Genomic DNA, 21,787 nt, shown 5'->3' on the forward strand with positions numbered 1-21,787 from the left:
AAATGGAGTAAAAATAAAAAGAGGCACAATATATGCGCCTCTTTCGTCAATATGGATATCCGATTACTTATTTTGCATACGTAACGGAACGTTTTTCCCGTATCAGGGTTACTTTTACCTGTCCGGGATAAGTCATTTCTTCCTGGATTTGTTGTGAGATGGCAAAAGATAACTCATCAGCACGTTGATCGGATACTTTCTCACTTTCAACAAGTACACGAAGTTCCCGTCCTGCCTGAATAGCATAAGCTTTGGATACTCCTTCGTATGAAAGTGCCAGGTTTTCCAGATCTTTAATTCGTTTGATGTACGATTCAACCATTTCTCGTCTGGCTCCCGGACGTGCTCCTGAAATAGCGTCACAAACCTGTACAATAGGAGCGATAAGTGTTGTCATTTCAATTTCGTCGTGGTGTGCTCCGATGGCGTTACATACATCGGCTTTTTCGCCGTATTTTTCTGCCCACTTCATACCCAGGATCGCGTGTGGTAATTCTGGCTCTTCATCCGGCACTTTTCCAATATCGTGTAGCAGTCCGGCACGTTTTGCAAGTTTTACGTTCAATCCTAACTCAGAGGCCATGATTGCACAAAGGTTTGCTACCTCACGGGAGTGTTGAAGCAGGTTTTGCCCGTATGAAGATCTGTACTTCATACGTCCTACAGCTCTTGTTAGCTCAGGATGAAGACCGTGAATACCCAGGTCTATACAAGTTCTTCTTCCCGTTTCTGTAATCTCTTCTTCCAGCGATTTTCTGGTTTTTGCAACCACTTCTTCAATTCTTGCCGGGTGAATACGTCCGTCAGAAACAAGTTGGTGAAGTGCAAGCCGGGCAATTTCTCTTCTTACCGGATCAAAACAAGAAAGGATAATCGCTTCCGGGGTGTCGTCTACAATAATTTCTACACCTGTAGCCGCTTCAAGAGCACGAATGTTTCTTCCTTCCCGACCGATAATTCTTCCTTTCACTTCGTCACTGTCAATGTTGAAGACAGAAACTGAATTTTCGATTGCCTGTTCGGTAGCAACGCGTTGGATTGATTGGATAACAATTTTCTTTGCTTCTCTTGTAGCATTGAGTTTTGCTTCATCCGTTATGTCCTTGATGTATTGCATTGCATTTGTACGAGCTTCATCTTTTAATGCTTCCATCAAAAGATTCTTCGCTTCTTCAGGAGTCATGTTCGACACTTTGGAAAGTTCCGAAACACGTTTACTCTGAATTTTTTCCAGCTCAGACTTTTTTACATTAATCACCTCAAGTTGCTCTTCCAGATCTGATTTAAGGTTCTGTACTTCTTTTTCTTTGCGGGTTGCATTCTCAATTTTTTGAGACAGAGACTGCTCTTTAGCACGTGCTTTGTCTTCTAAAGACTGGAACTTACGTTCTCTTTCTTTCATTGATTTCTCATGCTCTTCTTTCAATTGCAGAAACTTTTCTTTGGCTTGAAGTATCTTGTCTTTCTTCAAAGTTTCCCCTTGTTTTTCTGCTTCTTCAAGGATTTGTTTTCTCTTCTTTTTAAGGAGTGTGTTGAGCAGAAGTACGGTTACCGCACCACCGACTACTATACCGATTATTATTCCTATTGGATCCATTTGTTTGTACTATATGTTAAAAAAACACCAATGCCTGCACTTCAAAAGTACACGAACATTGGTGGGTAAAAATTTTGCCTATTTATTCAATTCTTCCAAAAGCTCCCGTAATGCATTTGTCTGTGCAGAAAGGTCTATTTTGGGGTTGGATGTATTTCCTGTTGCCGGTTTGGCAGCAATTTGTAATGCAGCCATAGCCAATAGGTCCTGAACATCTTTTACAGCATAATTGTCCTGAAGGTGCTTTATCCGACGGTTTATATCTTCGGCAGCAGATTCAACGTTTTCCTTTTCGGTTTCATCAACCATCAAGGGGTAGGTTCTGCCAGCTACAATCACTTTTATGGACAATTTTGCCATCTTTATTGTTTAAGATGATGAATACATTCATCAATTTCCCTCACCAGTTCGTCAATGCGATTATTGAAAATAGTATCAGTAGATTCACTAATCACATTATCTGATAACTGAGTTAGTTGTTGTTTCAGTTCGTTTACCTGTTCTTCCAACTCAGCTTTCTCAGAAAGAAGCAAATTAACTTTAGTCTGAAGAGTTTCTATTTGAATCGCTTTTTCCTCCACTTCGGATTTTAAGCTTTTCGACTTTTCAGCTACTTGTTGAATTAAACCGTTTAATTCGTTCATTTTGTTAATTGCCTTTGCACAAAAGTAACACAGCGGAGACGAATTTCAAATTTTTTTAATCGGAATTTTCAGTACAAAATTGTGCAGGTAGAAGAGAGAGGGAGAATGCTCCTGAATTTCTTTTTCGTTCCTATCTTTGTAAAATGAGATATTTGTTCACTTTTGTGTTGTTGAGTTTGTGTTCCGGTAATCTTTTAAGTCAGTATCCTTATCAAGAACCTTTACATTCTCCAGTTGGGATTCCAATAGTGCTGGCGGCCAATTTCGGAGAATTGCGTTCGAATCATTTTCATACAGGAATTGATATCAAAACAAAAGGTAGTGAAGGATATAGACTCTATGCTATTGCAGACGGGTATGTTTCCCGAATAAAAGTTTCCCCTTACGGATATGGAAAAGCTATTTATATCGATCATCCTGAATTAGGGATAACGAGTGTATATGCACATTGTCAACACTTTTCCGGAGCAATTGAAGAATACGTTCTTACAGAACAAGTGAAACAAGAATTTTTTGAGATCGAACTATTTCCCGGGACAGATAAATTAGTAGTAAAAAAAGGGGATGTAATAGCTATTTCCGGTAATACGGGAGGTTCGTCAGCCCCTCACTTGCATTTTGAAATTCGGGATACGAAAACAGAGCACCCGCTAAACCCGTTGTTGTTTGATTTTCTGGATGTGGCTGATACCAGAGCTCCAGAAATACGGGCAGTGAAGTTATATGCATTGAGTAAAATGGGATACCGGATTCCCGGGAAAGAGAAAGTGTTCCCAGCGGTTTTATCCGGTAAAGAATATACCGTTTCCGGGAAAAAAGTGACGCTTCCATCACATTTTTGTTCTGAAAACGGTGGTGTAGGATTAGCTGTTCGGGTAATTGACCGTTATGATGCGGCCCAAAATGTCTGTGGGATTTATGAAGGGAGACTCATGCTGAATGCAGATACGGTTTATACGCAACAGATGAAAGAGCTGGATTTTGCCGTCAATAGGCAGATTAATACGCACATGGATTATGAAGAGTTTAAGTTTAAGAAGCTAGGTTTTGAAAAGTATTTCCGCACTCCACACAATAAGTTACCGATATATCCGAATACGGATTCCGGTATATTGGGACTGTATCCGGGGAATTCCTATCAAATGCATTATAACGCGCTGGATATTGCGGGGAATAGCCTGGATATGAAGTTTACATTGGATATTGCAGCAGGAGAATTGCGTAAGGAAGATACTCCATGGGATGCATATGATCCGGGGTATATGTATCCGGACAGTATCTATACGTTTGAGTCTTCTTCCTGCCAGATTCTTTTCAGGGATTACCTGTTGTATGAACCGGTGCTTAAAAAGTTTCAAAGTGAGGAAGGTAAGGTGGTATTCGGTGATGCAAAGATACCGATAGACGGAACCTATCGGTTAGCAATGAAACTACCCAAAGCAATTGGAAACAGAAGTAGAGCGATTATTATACATACAGATTACAGAGGACGTCAAAAAGCACTCCAATCGGAAATTAAAGAAGGGTGGATAAGCGCAACACCAAAAGAGATGGGAACTTTTGAAATACAGGAGGATACTATTGCTCCCGAAGTGAGAAGTACGAATTTTGTGAATGGAGGGGCGGTGACAGGAAAAACATTGTTAACCTGGACGGTATCAGATGACCTTTCCGGAGTTGCAGAATATGCTGTGTATGTCAATGGAAAGTATCAGGTACTGGAGTTTGAACCTAAGAGAGATCAGTTGTTTACTTCAATCACTGAACTGGGGGTAGGGATACATCAGGTAAAACTGGTTGTAAAAGATGGGGTAGGTAATGAAACAGTCGAACAATACGAAATAAAGAAATAGAAGATGAAAAGAACTGAATTGTTGTTATCAGGAGTAAGTGCTTCTTTTTTCCTGCTTTACCTTTTGGGCGGAGTCGGGATGAGTTTATTCATGATGCTTTCATTAAGTCTGCTGGGTGCATTGTACGCGTATTTGGGATTTGCTCATTTAAATGGTGTTCGAATGGCGCAAGTGTTCAAAAAAGAAGCATATTCTTCTATACGCTTTACGGATATTCTGATTGGAATATTTGGGGGAATAGGGATGGCAGCAATTATTAATTCGGTTTTGTTTGCGATTATGTTGTGGCCGGGAAGGGGATTCCTTTTTGTTTCAGGAAGCATATTCTTAGGCATTGCTATTGTGATGGCTTTTGTACTCTCAGGGACGTATCCATTGTTGAAAGAACGTCTTGTAAAACGTGTTGCTATATACATGGTATTTGGGGGGCTTTTCTATGTAATTCCTGCGGGGTTTTGGTTTTCTATCCGTTACAGAAACAATCCCGAATATGTTGAAGCGATGATTGAGCATTATAATAATCCTTCTAAAGAAAATGCAGAGAAGTTAGATCAGGTAACAGAAGAAATGCTCCGGAATTCTGAAAAATAATTCTACTTGTACAGATGTAAAGAATAGTATTTTTATAGGAATTTATATTTTCATAAACTAAGCTTTGTATTCTGTTGAAAATCAATAAACAATTATTTTGTACATTTAAGCATTGAATTGCTTAATGTACTTACTATGAAATGTAAACTTATCTACTACACACTGGCATTTTTTATGTCAGCCATCGGGTATGCACAAAATTTTCCAAATCCGGTTACGCTATCTACCGGACAGGGAGCAATTGGTGCTCTGGACCCAATCTGGACCTGTTCTGAATGGTTTGTTACACAACCCGGATCACCAGCGGGAGCGACTTTTCAACCGGCGTTAATCAATAATAATTGTGCGCCGGGGAGTTGGGTAGATCCGGCAGCGTTAACACCGCCAATGAACAATGCCAATTGGATTACCGGAAATGAGGCAAATTGTGCGACAAATTCTTCTGCAGGATATCGTTTCTTCAGATTAACCCTGGATCTGCCTCCTGATTGTAATGGGTTTTCGGTTACACAACAAGGAAATTATACGCTGAATTTTTTGGGATATGTGGACAATACAATTACAGACGTATTTCTTAATAATACTTCATTGGGAATATCAGGAGGAGGATTCTCCACAGGCTCTCAGCTTTCGATTACAATTAATGGTCCCTGGCAGGTAGGGACGAATTATATTGATGTACTTGTTTATAATGTCCCTAATGCTGATCCGACAGGGAATAACCCCTACGGATTATTATTAGTAGCTGATGCAACTTCTGCAAACGGAAATGACACGGATGGAGATGGAATTTCAGATGCATTTGATGATTGCATGTGTGACCCTGGAAATAATCCGAATGGTTGTGTTGATCCAACTTTCACATGTGATATTGATCAAATTCGTACAGAGTTTGCAAATGCCGGGTGCCTTGAATTGGAAGGGTGTTGGAATGATTGCAGTATGTATTTTTTAAATACGCAGTCCATGACCGGTAGTCAGGCACAGAGTTTTGCGCAAACATTGGGAGCCAATCTGGTATCTATCCAGTCTCTTGCCGAGAATCAATGTCTACTGGATGATCTCGTGCGACTCAACCAAACTGGTGTAATCTGGATCGGATTTAATGATGAAGCAACCGAGGGAAGTTTTGTCTGGTACGACCAGTCACCGGTAACGTATACAAATTGGGCTCCAGGAGAGCCGAATCAGTCGGGGGATGAGGACTGTGTTCAGATTTATCCGACAGGAGCGAATCCCGGACAGTGGAATGATTTGTCTTGTACAAGTGCAAACTCCCAGTCAATTATTGAAGTGAATTTATGCCCGTTTATTGATGCGGGAATTGATGTGACAATTTGTGAAAGTGATACCGTTACTTTGTCCGCCAGTACTACTTTGTTTGGCTCGTCACCTTATACGTATGAATGGGAGTCTGTGGCTACTACACAAAGCGTGGATGTCTGGCCAACGCAGACAACCTCTTATGTAGCTTTGACAGAAGATCGGTATGGTTGCTCTGCCTCAGATACAGTTGTTGTAACTGTAAATATGCTACCGGACGTTATAGCTCCGGCTGATGAGACATTATGTCCCGGAGATTCTATCCAATTGCTTGCAACTGGAGCGGATACCTACGTTTGGAATAACGGAGCTGTAAATGGAAACTATATTCTTCCGGCTAGTTCAACTAATACCTATATCGTTACAGGAACGGACAGTAATGGGTGTATGGATGCAGATACCGTAGAAGTAAACGTTATGCTTGAAGGTTGCCCGGATTTTCCGAATGATTATGAATGTGATATTGATTCTATCCGATCTGCTTTTACTGCTGCTGGCTGTACAGAGCTAGTGAACTGTGTTTCTCCTTGTTCTATGTATTTTTTAAATCCGCAATCCATGACAGGAAGTCAGGCGCAGAGTTTTGCTCAGACTCTCGGTGCGAACCTGGTATCTGTTCAGTCTCAGGAGGAAAATGATTGTATTCTGAACTCCCTGATCTCACTCGGGTTTACATCTAATCAGGATGTGATTTGGATAGGACTTAGTGATGAGGTAACAGAAGGAGACTTTGTGTGGTATGATCAATCTCCAGTTACCTATACAAATTGGGCTGCAGGAGAGCCTAATCAGTCGGGGGATGAGGATTGTGTTCAGATTTATACAAATGGAACCTGGAATGATCTTTCCTGTTCCAGTAATAATGCAAAATCAATTATTGAAGTTAATCTCTGCCCTGTAACAAGCGTAACACCGCCAATAGGAATTTGTGAAGGAGAGACGGCTAATATAGGAGTTATTTCAACTATACTTGGATCTTCTCCATATAGCTATCAATGGTCGAACGGTTCACAACAGCAGCAACAAACGGTGCAGCCTGCTACAACTACGGAGTATATCGTTTCGGTACTCGATAGATATAGTTGTCACATCTCAGATACAACAACAGTTACTGTAAATCCAAATCCGGAAGCCGACTTTACATTTGATGCGGGATGTTTAAATGATCCTGTTTCCTTTCAAAATACCAGTACTATTGAAGATAATTCTTCACTTACCAGTGATTGGGATTTTGGCAGTGGACTGACAAGTAATCAAACTGACCCGCAGGTTGTATTCCCTGTTGCAGGAGAACATACTGTTACATTAGTCGTTTATTCGGAAGAAAATTGTTCGGATAGCATCGAAAAGACAGTTGTCGTATACGACTATCCGGATATTCCTTCCGTGTTCTCTAATTCACCGGTAGCTTGTCCTGAAGAGGAATTTGTTTTTAGTGCCGAATATGTTGAAGGAGCTACTTATTATTGGGAAGGTCCTAACGGATTCACTAGTAATAGTGCAGAGAATACATTAATTGCGACAGAAGAAAAAGAAGGGGACTATACACTGTATATTGAAGTGGATGGCTGTCCGAGTCAATGGACTGCGGTTTCTTTAACCATTTTGGGACAGTTTACTCCGCTGATAGAGGAATTCCCAAATGTTATCACTCCTAATAATGACGGGAAAAACGATTACCTGGATATGAATGATTATTTTACTTCCTGTCTTCCTTTCGAAATTGAGATTGTAAACCGATGGGGTAATCTTGTCTGGAAACAGGATCAGGCGGGAGAAGCGTTTTCTGGGAATGATATGTTTTCCGGAGCTGAATTGGCAGAAGGAGTGTATTTTTACCGGTTAAGGTATGGTAGTGAAACCAAGTCCGGTTTTATAACCATTATTCGAAAATAAAAAGTAATACAAAAGCCTGTCTACGTGCTATAGACAGGCTTTTTCTATTTTATGCGTCCAGAACGACAATCTTATTGGCTCTGATTTCTGTTTTATATCGTTTTTCTCCTTCGGGAGTTTCATACGGTCGGTTTACCAGCATGCCTTCAATCGCCAGTTTGGCTCCTCTGGAGGCGGTCAGTTCAATTACAGCGGCTTCCTTTCCCCAGGCAAATACGGAATGCCAACTTGTTACTGTATGTGGGGTGCCGTTTGATGAGGCATATTTTTCCTGAGTAGCAAACTGAAAACGGGCAATTTTCTTCCCATTACCAAAATGAATGATGTGTGGTTGCGTACTGATGCTACCTGTCATGGTTACTTTGTTTACGAAGTTATTCATACGAGTTTGTTTTAGTGATAAACCAATGAGTGAATTTGATGAGGCAAAGATTCACTGGTCTCACGCTACAAACCGTCTTTTAACCATTTGTATTCGTAAAATATTCGTTTGTAAACTTTTTACTTACTGTTTTTCAGTGTATTGGTATCTATGGTTTGATGATCGCCCGCTTAGTATGTGTTTTGCTTGAGGTAACTATCTTCAATAGATACATTCCGGGTTGTTGGATGCTCAGGTCGATCTCTGATATATCATCATATAGATTTGTTTGGAGAACAAGTTTTCCTGTAGCATCAAAGATCGCTAACTCAGCTGAAGCTCCAAACCCACGAATAGTAAATTTACCATTGTTTGGGTTAGGATATATTTCCGGCTCATTTTCGGGATCGTTTTCGCATTGGCTTAACACCGGGTCAAATTGCACTTTTGTACCATCGTAATCAGTTTGTGAGAGTCGATAATATTGATTGTCTCTTTCTGCGTATGAGAAGATTTTATAGGCGTTATACGTACTGCTATTTCCTGCGCCAAAAATGGTATCTAACGGTATCCAGCTATTTCCGTCTATACTGGTTTCAATACTAAAGTAATCATTATCTTTTTCAGACAAAGTAGCCCATGAAATAGTAACTTCATTGTTCCAACAATGTACATTAAAGTAATCAAGAGTAATGGGAAGTAGCATTTCATCACTAAAACAAAATGCATCTCCACGTCCGTTTCCTCCTGAGAATATAGAAAGCGGATCATTTATTTCATAACAGATAGCGTCACCACGTCCGGTACTTCCTTCAAATAAGGGGATAATTGGATTGTAATTAGAACAAATTGCGTCACCTCGTCCTTTTCCTCCTGAATAATAGGGGGCAGAGGGACTGTAAAAGGAACACACGTTTTCTCCACGTCCACGTCCTCCGAAATACATAGGTGAGTAAGGAGATTCGTAATAACATACAGACTCCCCTCGTCCTGTACCTCCTGAAAACTGGGCTGTAACAGGTTGAACACTTGCCAAAAGAAGGCAAATAGTAATTACGGTGTTCAATCGTTTTAGTAATCTGACCATGAGTAGTACTGCACCCAAAATGGGTACTAATTAATTAGCAGGAGTTGAAGGAACTGTACGAACAGCTCTGAATCCATGGGAGCCGGATCTACCTGTATAAGTATATCTTGCCTGTGAACGATCAGAAACACGTAATAATGTTGCTGTAGTATTCCAGGCTCCGCCACGGTTACCACTTCCTACAGCATTATCTCCGGGCCAGTTTGTTACATCAGCAGATCCTAATGCTGTTATTTCACCGTTTCCGTGAAGTCCTGTGAAAGCTCTTCCTTCCGGGCGCCCCATTGTAACACATCTTTCCCAAAGATTACCGCTTAATTCCATCATTCCATAGTAAGAAGCTCCTGCGTCTACACGAGAAGTTCCTGTCCCGGCATGACTTCCTACGCGAATAGGTCCTGGAACGGAAGCGTGGGGACCGTATGTCGTATTAGCAGCCGTATTGGAGGCCGTTTCATCATCGGCTCCCGGGTTGGTGATTCCCTGACTTTGCACAATAGTAGTGTTTCCCCAGGCGTATTCATCAGGGAAGGGATTTGATGCTCCACGGGATGCTTTTTCAAATTCAAATTCTGTCATTGGTCGTAATCCCGTCCAGTCTGCAAAACAGATTCCGTCAGCCCAACTCATATGATTATTGGCTACGAAAGGAGCCGAAGTAATATAGGTACCACCTGATAGTGATATACCGCTTCTATTTGCTCCACCTGTATAAGCGCGTGCAGATTGTTGGGAAGAGTTTAGTGCGTTCAAATAGTCAACATACTGTTGCTGACTGGTTTCATACTTCATACAATAAAACCCTTTATGTCCTTTGGGGAATGCTGCAGATAGAGTTCCTGTTCCTCCTGTACTGTACCAATATCCTGAAGAATTGGAAGTCGTGTTTGTATTTGCGTAGGTTCCGTTTACCCCCCATAGCGATCCGGTTGAATTTGATATACTGATGGCTCCTTCCGATGTAACCTGAAAAGGACTACTGGCTGTTCCTCCTTCAGAAAGCATTCCTATTCCTCCTCCTTCATCACCAAGGTAAAAATCTCCTTCAGTTACATAAACCATTTCTACAGCATATACCTGAATGTCTATTACATCATCATCATTGATTCCTTGCAGTACATAGTCCCACTTGAGCTGAATATTGGTTGCACCAAAAGATCCGCTTCCGCTATTGGCTCTGTATACAAATGCTCCTACCGCAGGGTTTGAGACGCTGTTATGTGGTGCCCCCTCGTTTACAAGACCTACCTGTACCGAAGCGGCAGTACCCGAACCACTGACATGACCACTCGTACTCAGGTACGCATGCTGCCAGACTTCGCTGGGTTGAACTCTGTATTTAACAAACACCCAGGCAGCGTCCCAATTAGCTGGAGCAGAAGAAACGCGCCACGAATTTTCCCAGGAAAGATCGAACCGAATAAAAGTATGATTTGCAGGATTATTCGCTCCTGCAGAGGTGTTTTGATTGATCAATCCACAATTAGCAACCTGAATATTATTGGCATTTACGTTTAAAGCAATTCCAAGAAGAGTTATCCCTGCAAGGAATAAGTGCGTAATAGTTTTCATTAGAAGTAGTATTTTAAGCTAAAATGAAATTTTTTTAACAAAAAACAACAAATAATAAACGTTTTTTTAAAGTTAAATTCGACAAAGAATACCTGAGGTGGGTTAAGAGGTGTTTTTTATTCGTTTAGTATTTGCTTTGTTTCAAATCATGAAGAATGAGGAGCATTTGAAGGCTTGTATGGCTGATAAGTCCATTGACCAGAATTAGCCAAGAGACATGTTTGTTTTCTATGTCATTGTTATTGAGTAAATGCGCAACTTTGGTGATAAGAGCCTCATTTTGAGATTCAATTTCATTCCTTAGGTTACTCAGGGACAACTCCTGGTAAGCGTCGTCATCAAGTAGCTTTTGAATCCTTCCAAGTAGTTGGTTGTGTTCCTCACAAAGTTCTCTGAAGACTTTAATCGCTCCCGGAGTTGAGCTGTTTGTTAACTCCGTAATTTCTTCGTGAATAGACCAAAGTGTTTTGGAAACCTGACTAAGTTGAAGCGATATTGAAATCGTCTGATGGATTTTGCTTTTTTCCGGTGCATCCAGTTCCCCATGTCTGATATTGGAACCGAATACAGAAATAGCTGATTGAAGATTCTTCAGGTCCTCAAAGCGTTGTTCAGGTGCCTTTTGATTTTGTCGCTTTTCATTGAGTAATGACTCAGCAAAGCTTACAGTTTCCTGATACAAATGTTCTGTTTCGAGGTGGAGAGCTTTCATGCCGGCTTCCGGTAAATCTACAGACACGTTGTTGATGTATCGGGTTACTTTTGTTTCTTTATTAGGAAACCATTTGATTAATTTTTTGGCTAACAGACCTATAAATGGGAAGAACAGTACAACTCCGACTAAATTGAACAGGGTATGGAATAAAGCAATGTCAATGACATTTGAGTGATCCGTTGTTCCATCTATTATGTGTATCAGACGGGTAAAAACGGGGAGAAAAAGAATAGCAATAATTCCGGTTCCTATGTTAAAAATAACATGACTGGCGGCAACCTGCTTTTTTATAGCGACGCCACCAATAGCTCCTAGCAGAACGGTTATGGTTGTCCCAATATTTGCTCCGATCACCATTGAAGCACCTTCATCAAAGTGAATGATCCCTGAATTAAGGGCTGTAAGAATGATGGCGAGTGTTGCTGAACTTGATTGCATAATGGCAGTGAGGAGGAATCCGAGTAGGATGTAAAACCAGAGTCCATAATGGGGTAAAGTGGATAAGTCAATTGTTGACGTGTAATTCTCCAGTGCAATTTTCATGTAATCCAACCCCATGAACAGAAAGCCTAGTCCAACGAAGAGCTTACTAAATCCTGAATAGCGTACGGATTTACTCAGAAATATTAATCCCAGACCTCCGATTCCGATCAGGGGTAGGGCTATTCCTTCAATATCTATTTTAAATCCGAGTGTGGCAACAATCCATCCTGTAAATGTCGTCCCCAGATTTGTTCCCATAATGACACCAATCGCATTTTGCATACTCATGATACCGGCACCCACAAATGCTAAAGTCATCAAAGAAACGGCAGAACTACTTTGTAAAATTGCCGTAGAAGTCATCCCCGTAAAAATGGATCTGATCTTTCCGGTTGTACTGGTTTTAATAAAGCGCTTGAAAGTTTTCCCCGAAAGAAGTTTAATAGATTCTTCCAGTAAGAACATACCGAACATGAAGATTCCCAGCCCGGCCAAAAACTTCCATATATCGAAATTTTCAAACACCATTAGCCAATATACCTAAAATATGTTTTCGATGAAACTAGCCTTCCAGTTCAGATAGCTCTTCAAGAGCCTCTTCCCATTGTTGCATGGTTTCGTCGAGTTCCTTTTTACGGGAATCAAAGAAGGAGAGACTTTTTTCGGTTTCTTCAGCATTTGAATAATCAAGTTCAGCCATCTTTTGATTGAGAGCAGCGATTTCCTTTTCCAGTTCGGATATACGTTCTTCGGACTTCTTTACTAGATTTTGTAATCTGTTCTTTCTTCGTTTAAGTTCTTTTTGTTCTTCAAATGAGAGAGGTACAGATTCTTCCTTTTCAACAGGAGGAGCAACTGCAGTTGGTTGCGGCTGTTCAACCGTTTCTTCGGTTCCTTTGTTCAATTTGTATTGAAGATATTCCTTTACAAGGAAATGGTGAATTTTAAGTGTTTTGTTCTGGATGTCCCAAATCCGGTTAGTAAGACCTTCCAGGAATTCACGGTCGTGAGATACGACAATAAAAGTCCCTTCATAGCTTTTTAAGGCATCTTTCAGTACTTCCTTACTCTGTATGTCAAGATGGTTTGTAGGCTCATCAAGAATTAATAAATTGGACGGGCTCAGGAGTAGTGTACAAAGTGCCAGGCGAGTACGCTCTCCTCCAGAAAGTACACCAACTTGTTTATCAATATCTTCTCCGCTAAATAAAAACGCGCCCAGAATGCTTCGCAGGTCCTTTCTGATTTCACCTGTAGCAATTTCGTCTACGGTTTCAAAAACAGTTTTGTTTTTGTCAAGACTCTCTGCCTGATTTTGGGCAAAGTAAGTAATCGTTACATTGTGACCGTATTTTACTTCTCCATCTCCTTCAATGGTTTTCATAATACGTTTTAGCAACGTAGATTTTCCGACACCATTTGGTCCCAATAACGCAATTTTTTCACCTCGTCCGACAGTAATAGAAATATCCTTTAAAATGGTCTTGTTGTCGTATGTTTTACCTACCTGATCCAGTTCGAGAACCCATTTTCCTGGTTGGACGCTCAAAGGAAAACGAATTTTCATTTTTGCTACCGCATCCGATTCAACTTCTATACGTTCTGTCTTTTCCAGTTTCTTAATCAAACTTTGGGCAAAAGCAGCTTTATTAGCTTTCGCCCTGTATTTATCAATTAACTCTTCGGTTCTTTTAATCTCTTTATCCTGATTCTTCTGAGCTTCTTTTAACCGTGTAATTTCCTCTGCCCGGGCTTCTTTATATTTAGAGTAAGCATAAGGGAAATCAAGAATTTTGCCCCCTGAAATCTCAAGGGTACGTTTGGTAACATTATCAAGGAACAGTCTGTCGTGCGAAATAACAATAATAGCTCCAGGGAACGTTTTCAGATATTCTTCCAGCCAGGCAATAGAAACAATGTCCAGGTGGTTTGTAGGTTCATCAAGAAGAAGTACACCGGGGTTATTGACAAGAATTCTTGCCAGTTCAGCTCTCATTTTCCATCCGCCGGAGAATGTATTCAGTTCACGCGAAAAATCCTCGTCCGTGAAGCCTAAACCTTTTAATGCCGCAGTAATTTTTTCTTCCCATTTCCATCCGTCAATGTGCTTGAAACGATCATTTAGTAAGTTCAAATCATCCAGAAGTTGCAAATAACTATCACTTTCATAATCCGTACGGGTAACCAGTTGATGATTAATTTCATCCAATCTGGACTGAATAGTGTTTAACTCTTCATTAGAGAACTTAAGGAAATCATAAACAGATTGGTTTGAATCAATTTCAATATCCTGAGTCAGGAAACCGACAGTGAGATCTTTGGGTTTGTGAACCGCTCCTTCGGAAGGACGGTTCCACCCGGCAATAAGCTTCATCAAAGTTGATTTTCCAGCTCCGTTTTTTCCTACTAATCCAATTCTGTCATTCGGATTAATTTGCAGGCTTACATCTTTAAAAAGATACCCCTGAGGAAGAAAAACACTGAGTTGTTGCAAATTTACCATGATCGTGCTGTCTGTTTTTTGTGCAAAGAAACGAAAAAACCCCGATACTATCTGCACCGGGGTAATGAGGTGAAGTTGTTATTTGATGGTGAGTACTGATGATACTCGTGCGATATGATTGTGTGAATCTTTGTAATAACAAGTAATTTTAATGCTAGAGCCTTGACGAAGTTGACTAAGGTATCGTTGAGCTTCGCGTGTAATGCTAGCTCCCTCAACTTTGAGTGAACGTGGTGCGACCGGATTGTTGAGTTCATAGCGTACTGGTGTAAAATCTGAGGTTAACGGAATGGATTCGTCATATTTTACAAATAATCGGTTTTGCGCCAGAAGTTCATTTTTTGTTATTTCCTGATCTCTTTTTATACCTCCTACAAATAGATCGGGAGTTGGTTTTCTTCGTACCTGGTATTCATATACTGCCAGTTGACTACTTTTTCCATTTTCATCTATTCCTACAATAGCGATTTCAGCTGTTCTTCCGGGACCTGGGAGGGCAATATATGTCCCATCGGATGATTTACTCAGTGTTACATTGGATCGGGAGACCAGTTTATAATTAGCATAGCCTGATGTGGCTCCCGTTAATAAATTGTCATAACTGCGGTATAGTATTTGCATTTGAGGTTGTGAGATAGCACCTCCCGGTGAACCAACATAGTAGGGGAGGTGCCAGCTTTGTGTTGCCCATTGTCCATTTTTATTTTGAATACTTATAGTTCCACTCAGGGTATCTGCTCCACTTTTTTGTGGTGTGAGATTGAAAAGACCTTTTCCGTCTTTATACGCATGATCTTGAAGATTTACTATTTCTCTTGTCATGGGATCTGTATATGAGACGCGCGGAATTTTATAGGAATCATAGGCAGCCATGAGCACTTGTACGTTGAGTGTATCTCCCGGATTGATATAGCTTTTTCCGTATGCGAGCGGCATAATTTTATTAAATGAGTACTGACCATTACCGATTTTGTTTCTGATATGTGCCAGTGCTTCTGCCTCTGCATTTAAGAACTCGGTTTGTAAACTGGATAATTGTGCTATGGCAGCGACGATAGGTGCGTGGTCAAATGTAGCTCCTACCCAGTGCACATTGTCTATATCATGTACTTTTCGATATTCCTTTTTGGAGAGTTGATTGAACAATTGACGGATTAGTAAGGTATCATCCGGATTTGACTTTGAAAAATCACCCGGAGCTGAAGATGAAAAGCTGAATGACAGATTTGATTGGGGAAGTGTATAGGTACCTAATAATTCAGTTATTGTGTTTCTGAATTGGATGAGTCGTTTCCAAACTTCCATCCCTTCACCGGTGGGATGTTTTATATCTGTATTTTCACCGATAAGAATTCGCATCGGGTCATCATATTTATCTTTTGCTTTTATGAGAGATAAGTCAAGTAAGTATGGGACAGTTTGATCATTTTTGACAACTTCATTTTTGTCTTCACCACATTCTTCAAGAAGTCGTATTTTAAGTTGATCAATGTACAGGATGTTTTCCTCGGTAGCTGAACGAATCTCTTTTGCTATAGTAAACCATAATTCAGCTGATTTAGCACGGAGAGGATCAGAAGTATCGGAGGTGACTTCCTTTAAACTGTCAAAAGAGTAGTTTCCTTTTTTTCTTACGGCTTGATTAGCTTCCTGTACATTATTGTCAATTGATACGAAGGCTTCAATTATTTCTTTTGATACGTTAAGTGCAAGAAGTGCGGTAAGCACCAGGTACATCATACCGATCATTTTCTGTCTTGGGGTTTCTTTTGCTCCTGCCATGATATTTTGATTTTGGTTCATCATGGGAATGCAGGATTGGGGGAATAGTAACAAAAAAAAAACTCCGCTCATACCTGAACGGAGTTTTTTTAATTCATATTGAGTAGGACTAGAAGTCCCAAACATCATGTTCGATTATGCGCATGTTTTCAGTAATTCGCTGAGATTCATACAAAGCATCTATACCGGCTTTATACGTTTCTACTTTTCTGTCATAGACATTACTCTCTTTGTAGATGGTCGAATTGAACTGTCGTTTCCAAAACAGGTCATCAAAGGAGAACCATTGAGCATCATTATGTGTATTGAAAACAAAGTAATTGTTGAACACAAATCTACATTGAGGAAAGTATAACCAGAAAAGCTCTTTCATTCCGGAAATAGAACCTGTATTAGGATCCGTATCATAAGTTACAGGACACAATCCAAGAATTCGAACATCCATTACAGATCTTTCTTTATCAAAGAACCAGTCTTCTTTTACTCGGTATTGAACAACATCCTTAGAAAGAACCCAGTTCGTATCACGTGGAGGATATACATAGTTCCCATTTATATCCAATGAGTCGTCCCCATATATATCAACCAACGGAAGATCTGATTCAGGCCCAAGTGTCCCTAAATAATAGAACAATTGGTCTCTAAACAAACTATCTGTATAATAGTTCTTTCCGGGAGGAGGAACAATCGGATACTTGAATGAATCACCATCCTTTATGAAAAAAGCCAATGGATTGTACGGTGAATAGACCGTAAGATCTCCATTAAGAACGTGAGTTTTAATTACCGTCCAAAGTGACCATCTTGTTGCGTGACGGACCCAGTTATTATCTGCATCATACTCATCAAATGGAAAGTACATGGAATGGTTAATCTTCTCACGCATGTCAATTGCTCTCCACACACGATTTGACCAAATCACATCCGCTTCTCTTACATGCTCGTAAGGAATCATTCTTTTCGTTGGAATGTGTTGTTGGATATAAACCCCGTCGATTACGTTTGGCGAAGGATTATTGATAGGTCCTCCGTTGATGTCTACTTGCGCAAACATCAAACTTCCCGCCATAACCGATACCACACTTGCAATTAAACTTTTCATACGCATTCGTTTTTTATTATCTTACCTTGAAGGTACCTCCAGACTTACGGGCTCTACCATCGGGACCAACCACAGTACACATAATTGACACTGTGTTTCCAGGACGAGCCTGCTTGATCAGATTAAGAGCTCTTGGTGTAAGTGCTGCTCCGGCACCATTTTCAGGTCTTGGAGCTCCTGTTACGTTAACCTCCCAGGATTTTACTGTAAAGTTTGCTTCCAAAGGAATTTCCGGTCCGTATTTTGCAAACAATCTAGATTGAGATTTGATCGTTGCTGAAGGAGCATCAGACCCATCCTCAAGACTTCCAAGATAGATACTTGGTTTTGGCATGTTGTTTACACGGAATTTAAAATCCCCTAATTTTGCTGTGGTTCCATCTTCCGATACTCCCTGAATAATGATCGTAGCCTCACGTCCAGATCCCGGGCTGGCAATATACATACCGTTTGATCCTTTGGTGATGGTAACATTACCACCTGATGACAGTTTATAATCAGGATAACCGGAAGCTGCTCCCATTACTTTATTTGGGTAGCCACGATATAGAACATTCATTTCAGGAAGAGATACTGTACCTGTAGGTTCTCCAACTGAATAATTAAATTTCCATGGAACCCATTCCTCTCTACCTTTAATTTCAATCGCTGTTTTACCAAAAATAGTATGATTACCTGAAATATCTCCTTTCAAAACAAGTTCTTCACCAGTATCTCCATTAAATGTTAGCATGTTGTCACTCTTGTAAGTAGAATCATTTTTCCAATACTGTAGCTTCATGTCTTTTGTCGAATCATAAGCTGCAATCATAACTTTTAACTTGATAGAGTCTCCGCGATTTATATAACTGGTTTTAGAGAACGCTAAAGGCTCAATTTTGTTGAAATTAAAAGATGGAGCATCTATTTTCGATAAAAAATAATCAGCGGCTTGACTTTCTGCTGTTAAGACATCTACTTTTAAGGCAGTAAGCATAGCTCCCGCTGCTACTATAGGTGCATGGTCAAAAATTACGGAAGCCCAAGGCATTGATTTTACCTGACCACCATCTTTTACGTCCATTTTTTCAGGGATGGATAGTGCTCTATAGACTCTTCTAATGGCTTCATAATCTTCAGGATTAGCACTTTTCAGAGCTTCATTTAATTTACTTGTATCTGAAGGAGATTTAAAAGAATACTTTTTATCCCCCATTGGATATGTCGCCATTTCCTGTGTTATAAAATCTCGGAAGGCGATTATTGAATCCCTCAGTCTACGCCCCTCCTCTTTAGGATCCATTGGGTTACTACCTATGAATCTATTTGTAGGAATATCGTAATTATCCATAGCACTGATGTCAAATAATGGTTTTAACTCAACAATGAGACCGTCATCATCTTTTTCAGCAATCCAATCTTGTTTCTCAGCTTCTTCTATCATTGCATTTGATTCACTTAATATAAAATGAACCAATTGTCTTGATCTTTTATTTACTGCTTTTGCCTTATTGTTCCAGAATTCAAACGCTTTAAGGTCACCACCTTGTTGTTGAATTCCCAACCTTTTAGCATCAAACTCTCCATAAGTAGTTTTTGTACCTTGTTGAACAACATTACCACTTAAGTCAAGTTTATCATTTATAGTAACAAAAGCAGAAATAATCTCTTTTGATACGTTAAGTGCCAGAAGTGCGGTAAGTACAAGGTACATCATACCGATCATCTTCTGTCTTGGGGTTTCTTTTCCTCCTGCCATGTTTAATTAACTTTTTGGTTATTTAAATTAGTTAATGAAATATTACCTACGCTAATTAAGGATATATCCTTATTATTAGTCGCGAGTAATAGTCATGGCTTTCAACATATTACCATATACCTGGTTAAGGCTTGTCAAGTTTTTGCTCAACAATTCCATATTCTCTTTGTACAACTTAGTATCTTCAACCGAAGCAGAAAGGTTAGCCATCATGTCTGCTACCTGACCCTGGAATTTCTCAGTTGCTTCAAGGTGTTGTGTTGAACCTTTCAATTGTAGCTCATAAACATTGTTAAGAGCAGCTAGATTCTTAGATACTTTCTGCATTTGTTCACCAAATGATTGTCCCTCTTCTGTTCCTGATGTTAGACCCATCAATGATTCCGAAGCACGTTCATACGAGTGAGATAGTTTTTTCACTTGCTCTGAAGCTGATGATAAGCTGTCTACGTATGAATCTGTAGCAGCAGCAGCACTTGTTACACCTTTAAGTTGTGCAGCATTTTCTCCAAGTGTGCGCATTCCATCACCTAATCTTTCCAATAAGGCACTGTCAATTTTTGCATCTTCGAGTAATTTGTCTAGTTCTTCAGTAATACCTGTGCCACCACCTCTTGAGTGACCTCCTCGTGCGGGTAATGCATCGTGATCGTGATCTTCATCATGACCTAATGCTAATTCCGGGTAAACAAGTGTCCAGTCCGGATCTTCATGAATCGGCTCAAATGCCGAGAAAATAAAGATAAGTGCTTCTGTTGACAGACCTGCAACAAGCATAACTCCTGCTCCCGGCCAGTGCATAATTTTAAACATCGCTCCGATAATAACTACCGCTGCACCAAATCCGTACAATTTCGCCATAAAGGCTTTCCACGCTTTACTTCCTGGTTTCATAGTTTCCTTGCTTTTTTTTGGTTTTTAACTTAATTAACTAACTATTTGGTTTTTGATTTGTTTACGTAATTATTGTAACTGAATATCACTTTTCAGTTCTTCTCCACCTTCTTTTGTGAAGTCACGTCCTCCACGACCAAGGTGTGTCATAACGTTTCTGAATCCTACATACGATTTTGCTGTATCCTGGTATTCATAAGTACGTGTACCAGTCTGCATGTAGTATCCGATATCTTTCCATGATCCTCCACGAATAACTTTTCTTTTCATGGCTGGTGGATCCCAGTCCATAGCATCATAACGGTATTCAGTGTTTAGATCGTGAGAGAATTCATACATTGATTCATCGTATGCTGTTTCACACCATTCGGCAACGTTTCCGGCCATACAGTATAGTCCCCAACCATTCGGGTTGTAAGAGTATGCTTTAACAGTGTGGAAACCTCCGTCGTCAAAGTATCTTCCTCGCATTGGTTTGAAGTTTCCAAGGAAACATCCTGATGCGTTTCTAATATAAGGACCACCCCATGGATATTGTGATTGATCAAGATCTCCTCTCGCACCTCTTTCCCATTCAGCTTCTGTAGGAAGTCGGAAATCGTTGACGAAAATATCACCCATAGAGATCAACCAGTTATTTAAAAGTTGTGTTCTCCATACACTGAATGCTCTTGCCTGAACCCAGGTAATACCGACAACAGGGTAGTTGTCATAAGCTGGATGCCAGAAGTACATATTTGTCATTGGGTCATGGAAAGAGTATGTAAAGTCACGCACCCAACAAAGTGTATCCGGGTAGACATTTATCACTTCGTTAATGATGAATCGTTGACGGTTAGCATGACCTCTAATCGCATTGTTTTGACCAATTTTGTTGAACCAACCGAAATCTGAGTCTTCTCCCTGAGGTTCCTCTGTAAACGGGTGAGGAGGAGTATTTAACTCGCGGTGTTCATCTGCAAGTTTGTTTCCATCTTTATCATAACCATTCGGAGTAATTTCAACACGACCTCTTCGGGCAGCTTCTCTAAGATTAATCCAGTAGTATCTGAATTTTAGCTTACGCGTATCAATTTCTCTTCTTTTGTAGAATCTTTCGTTAGTCGGATAATACATATCTGCTAAAAGAGGAACTAACTCCGGATCTGAATAATCCAGTCGTCTATCCCAGTTCAGATTAAAGAATTCTCTGTTTATAGCGCGATCAGACGCATCGTATTCAACATACTCAAGAGCTCCTTCGTCAAAATACTCATCCGAATAGTTGATCCAATCGCTTGCCATGTCATCATCTTCGATTGTCTCGTAGATTTTTTCACGGGCGATAGAGTCTCTTACCCAATAAACAAACTGACGGTACTCATTGTTCGTAATTTCAGTCTGGTCCATATAGAACGCCTGAACTGAAACTGTTTTTGTACGTGTCTGGTGAAGAAAAGGAACATCCTGATCGTTTTGTCCCATCTGGAACGAACCTGCAGGAACGTAAATCATACCAAGAGGAATCTCCGGATGGTAAGGACCTCTCCCCTGCACACCAATCAAGTGTCCTGTTCGTGTAGAGCACGAGTACAAAAACACTGCGACTAAACCTAATAACACTAGTTTTCTCATTCTACCTCAATTTAAATTCCGGTCAACTTTAA

General features: G+C 40.2%; 16 protein-coding genes. 3 read left to right on the forward strand and 13 right to left on the reverse strand.

What is annotated here, in order from left to right:
* Positions 1 to 67: 67 nt before the first annotated feature.
* From rny to ABDZ97_RS04565, 3 genes are all read right to left on the reverse strand, one after another.
* Entirely contained in the window at positions 68 to 1,597 is a 1,530-nt protein-coding gene (gene rny, locus ABDZ97_RS04555) for a ribonuclease Y (RefSeq protein ID WP_343785378.1), read from the reverse strand.
* Positions 1,598 to 1,675: 78 nt separating this feature from the next.
* Entirely contained in the window at positions 1,676 to 1,957 is a 282-nt protein-coding gene (locus ABDZ97_RS04560) for a cell division protein ZapA (RefSeq protein WP_343785379.1), read from the reverse strand.
* A gap of 2 nt (positions 1,958 to 1,959) precedes the next feature.
* Entirely contained in the window at positions 1,960 to 2,241 is a 282-nt protein-coding gene (locus tag ABDZ97_RS04565; protein WP_343785380.1) for a hypothetical protein, read from the reverse strand.
* 143 nt (positions 2,242 to 2,384) lie between these two features.
* On the opposite strand from ABDZ97_RS04565, the gene ABDZ97_RS04570 reads away from it, so the two are divergent.
* The 3 genes from ABDZ97_RS04570 to ABDZ97_RS04580 all read left to right on the forward strand — a co-directional run bounded on the left by ABDZ97_RS04570 (position 2,385) and on the right by ABDZ97_RS04580 (position 7,904).
* On the forward strand, positions 2,385 to 4,094 hold the full coding sequence (locus ABDZ97_RS04570) for a M23 family metallopeptidase (protein ID WP_343785381.1): 1,710 nt from the start codon (positions 2,385 to 2,387) through the stop codon (positions 4,092 to 4,094).
* A 3-nt stretch (positions 4,095 to 4,097) separates the two neighbouring features.
* A complete protein-coding gene (locus ABDZ97_RS04575) occupies positions 4,098 to 4,685 on the forward strand; it encodes a hypothetical protein (RefSeq protein WP_343785382.1) in 588 nt (195 codons plus the stop codon).
* Between the two features lie 135 nt (positions 4,686 to 4,820).
* Positions 4,821 to 7,904, forward strand: a complete 3,084-nt coding sequence (locus ABDZ97_RS04580) for a lectin-like protein (protein ID WP_343785383.1) — start codon at positions 4,821 to 4,823, stop codon at positions 7,902 to 7,904.
* A gap of 49 nt (positions 7,905 to 7,953) precedes the next feature.
* On the opposite strand, the gene ABDZ97_RS04585 is transcribed toward ABDZ97_RS04580, so the two are convergent.
* The 10 genes from ABDZ97_RS04585 to porK all read right to left on the reverse strand — a co-directional run bounded on the left by ABDZ97_RS04585 (position 7,954) and on the right by porK (position 21,755).
* A complete protein-coding gene (locus ABDZ97_RS04585; protein WP_343785384.1) occupies positions 7,954 to 8,286 on the reverse strand; it encodes a single-stranded DNA-binding protein in 333 nt (110 codons plus the stop codon).
* Between the two features lie 148 nt (positions 8,287 to 8,434).
* Positions 8,435 to 9,352: a T9SS type A sorting domain-containing protein gene (locus tag ABDZ97_RS04590; protein WP_343785385.1), complete on the reverse strand. Its 918-nt coding sequence runs from the start codon at positions 9,350 to 9,352 to the stop codon at positions 8,435 to 8,437.
* Between the two features lie 30 nt (positions 9,353 to 9,382).
* The gene (locus ABDZ97_RS04595; protein ID WP_343785386.1) at positions 9,383 to 10,924 is read right to left on the reverse strand and encodes a formylglycine-generating enzyme family protein; all 1,542 of its coding nucleotides are present in this window, start codon (positions 10,922 to 10,924) and stop codon (positions 9,383 to 9,385) included.
* A gap of 124 nt (positions 10,925 to 11,048) precedes the next feature.
* Positions 11,049 to 12,650 (reverse strand): Na/Pi cotransporter family protein, encoded by a 1,602-nt coding sequence (locus ABDZ97_RS04600; protein ID WP_343785387.1) that lies wholly within the window; start codon positions 12,648 to 12,650, stop codon positions 11,049 to 11,051.
* Between the two features lie 34 nt (positions 12,651 to 12,684).
* Complete coding sequence (locus tag ABDZ97_RS04605) at positions 12,685 to 14,625, reverse strand: ABC-F family ATP-binding cassette domain-containing protein (protein WP_343785388.1); 1,941 nt, start codon at positions 14,623 to 14,625, stop codon at positions 12,685 to 12,687.
* A 78-nt stretch (positions 14,626 to 14,703) separates the two neighbouring features.
* On the reverse strand, positions 14,704 to 16,407 hold the full coding sequence (locus tag ABDZ97_RS04610) for a hypothetical protein (RefSeq protein WP_343785389.1): 1,704 nt from the start codon (positions 16,405 to 16,407) through the stop codon (positions 14,704 to 14,706).
* A 109-nt stretch (positions 16,408 to 16,516) separates the two neighbouring features.
* Positions 16,517 to 17,509 (reverse strand): type IX secretion system ring subunit PorN/GldN, encoded by a 993-nt coding sequence (porN, locus tag ABDZ97_RS04615; RefSeq protein WP_343785390.1) that lies wholly within the window; start codon positions 17,507 to 17,509, stop codon positions 16,517 to 16,519.
* A 16-nt stretch (positions 17,510 to 17,525) separates the two neighbouring features.
* Complete coding sequence (porM, locus tag ABDZ97_RS04620) at positions 17,526 to 19,247, reverse strand: type IX secretion system motor protein PorM/GldM (RefSeq protein WP_343785391.1); 1,722 nt, start codon at positions 19,245 to 19,247, stop codon at positions 17,526 to 17,528.
* Between the two features lie 75 nt (positions 19,248 to 19,322).
* The gene (gene porL, locus ABDZ97_RS04625) at positions 19,323 to 20,141 is read right to left on the reverse strand and encodes a type IX secretion system motor protein PorL/GldL (RefSeq protein ID WP_343785392.1); all 819 of its coding nucleotides are present in this window, start codon (positions 20,139 to 20,141) and stop codon (positions 19,323 to 19,325) included.
* A gap of 69 nt (positions 20,142 to 20,210) precedes the next feature.
* Entirely contained in the window at positions 20,211 to 21,755 is a 1,545-nt protein-coding gene (porK, locus tag ABDZ97_RS04630) for a T9SS ring complex lipoprotein PorK/GldK (RefSeq protein WP_343785393.1), read from the reverse strand.
* Positions 21,756 to 21,787: the final 32 nt, after the last annotated feature.

Origin of the sequence: Wandonia haliotis (assembly GCF_039523435.1) — a bacterium.
GTDB lineage: Bacteria > Bacteroidota > Bacteroidia > Flavobacteriales_D > Crocinitomicaceae > Wandonia > Wandonia haliotis.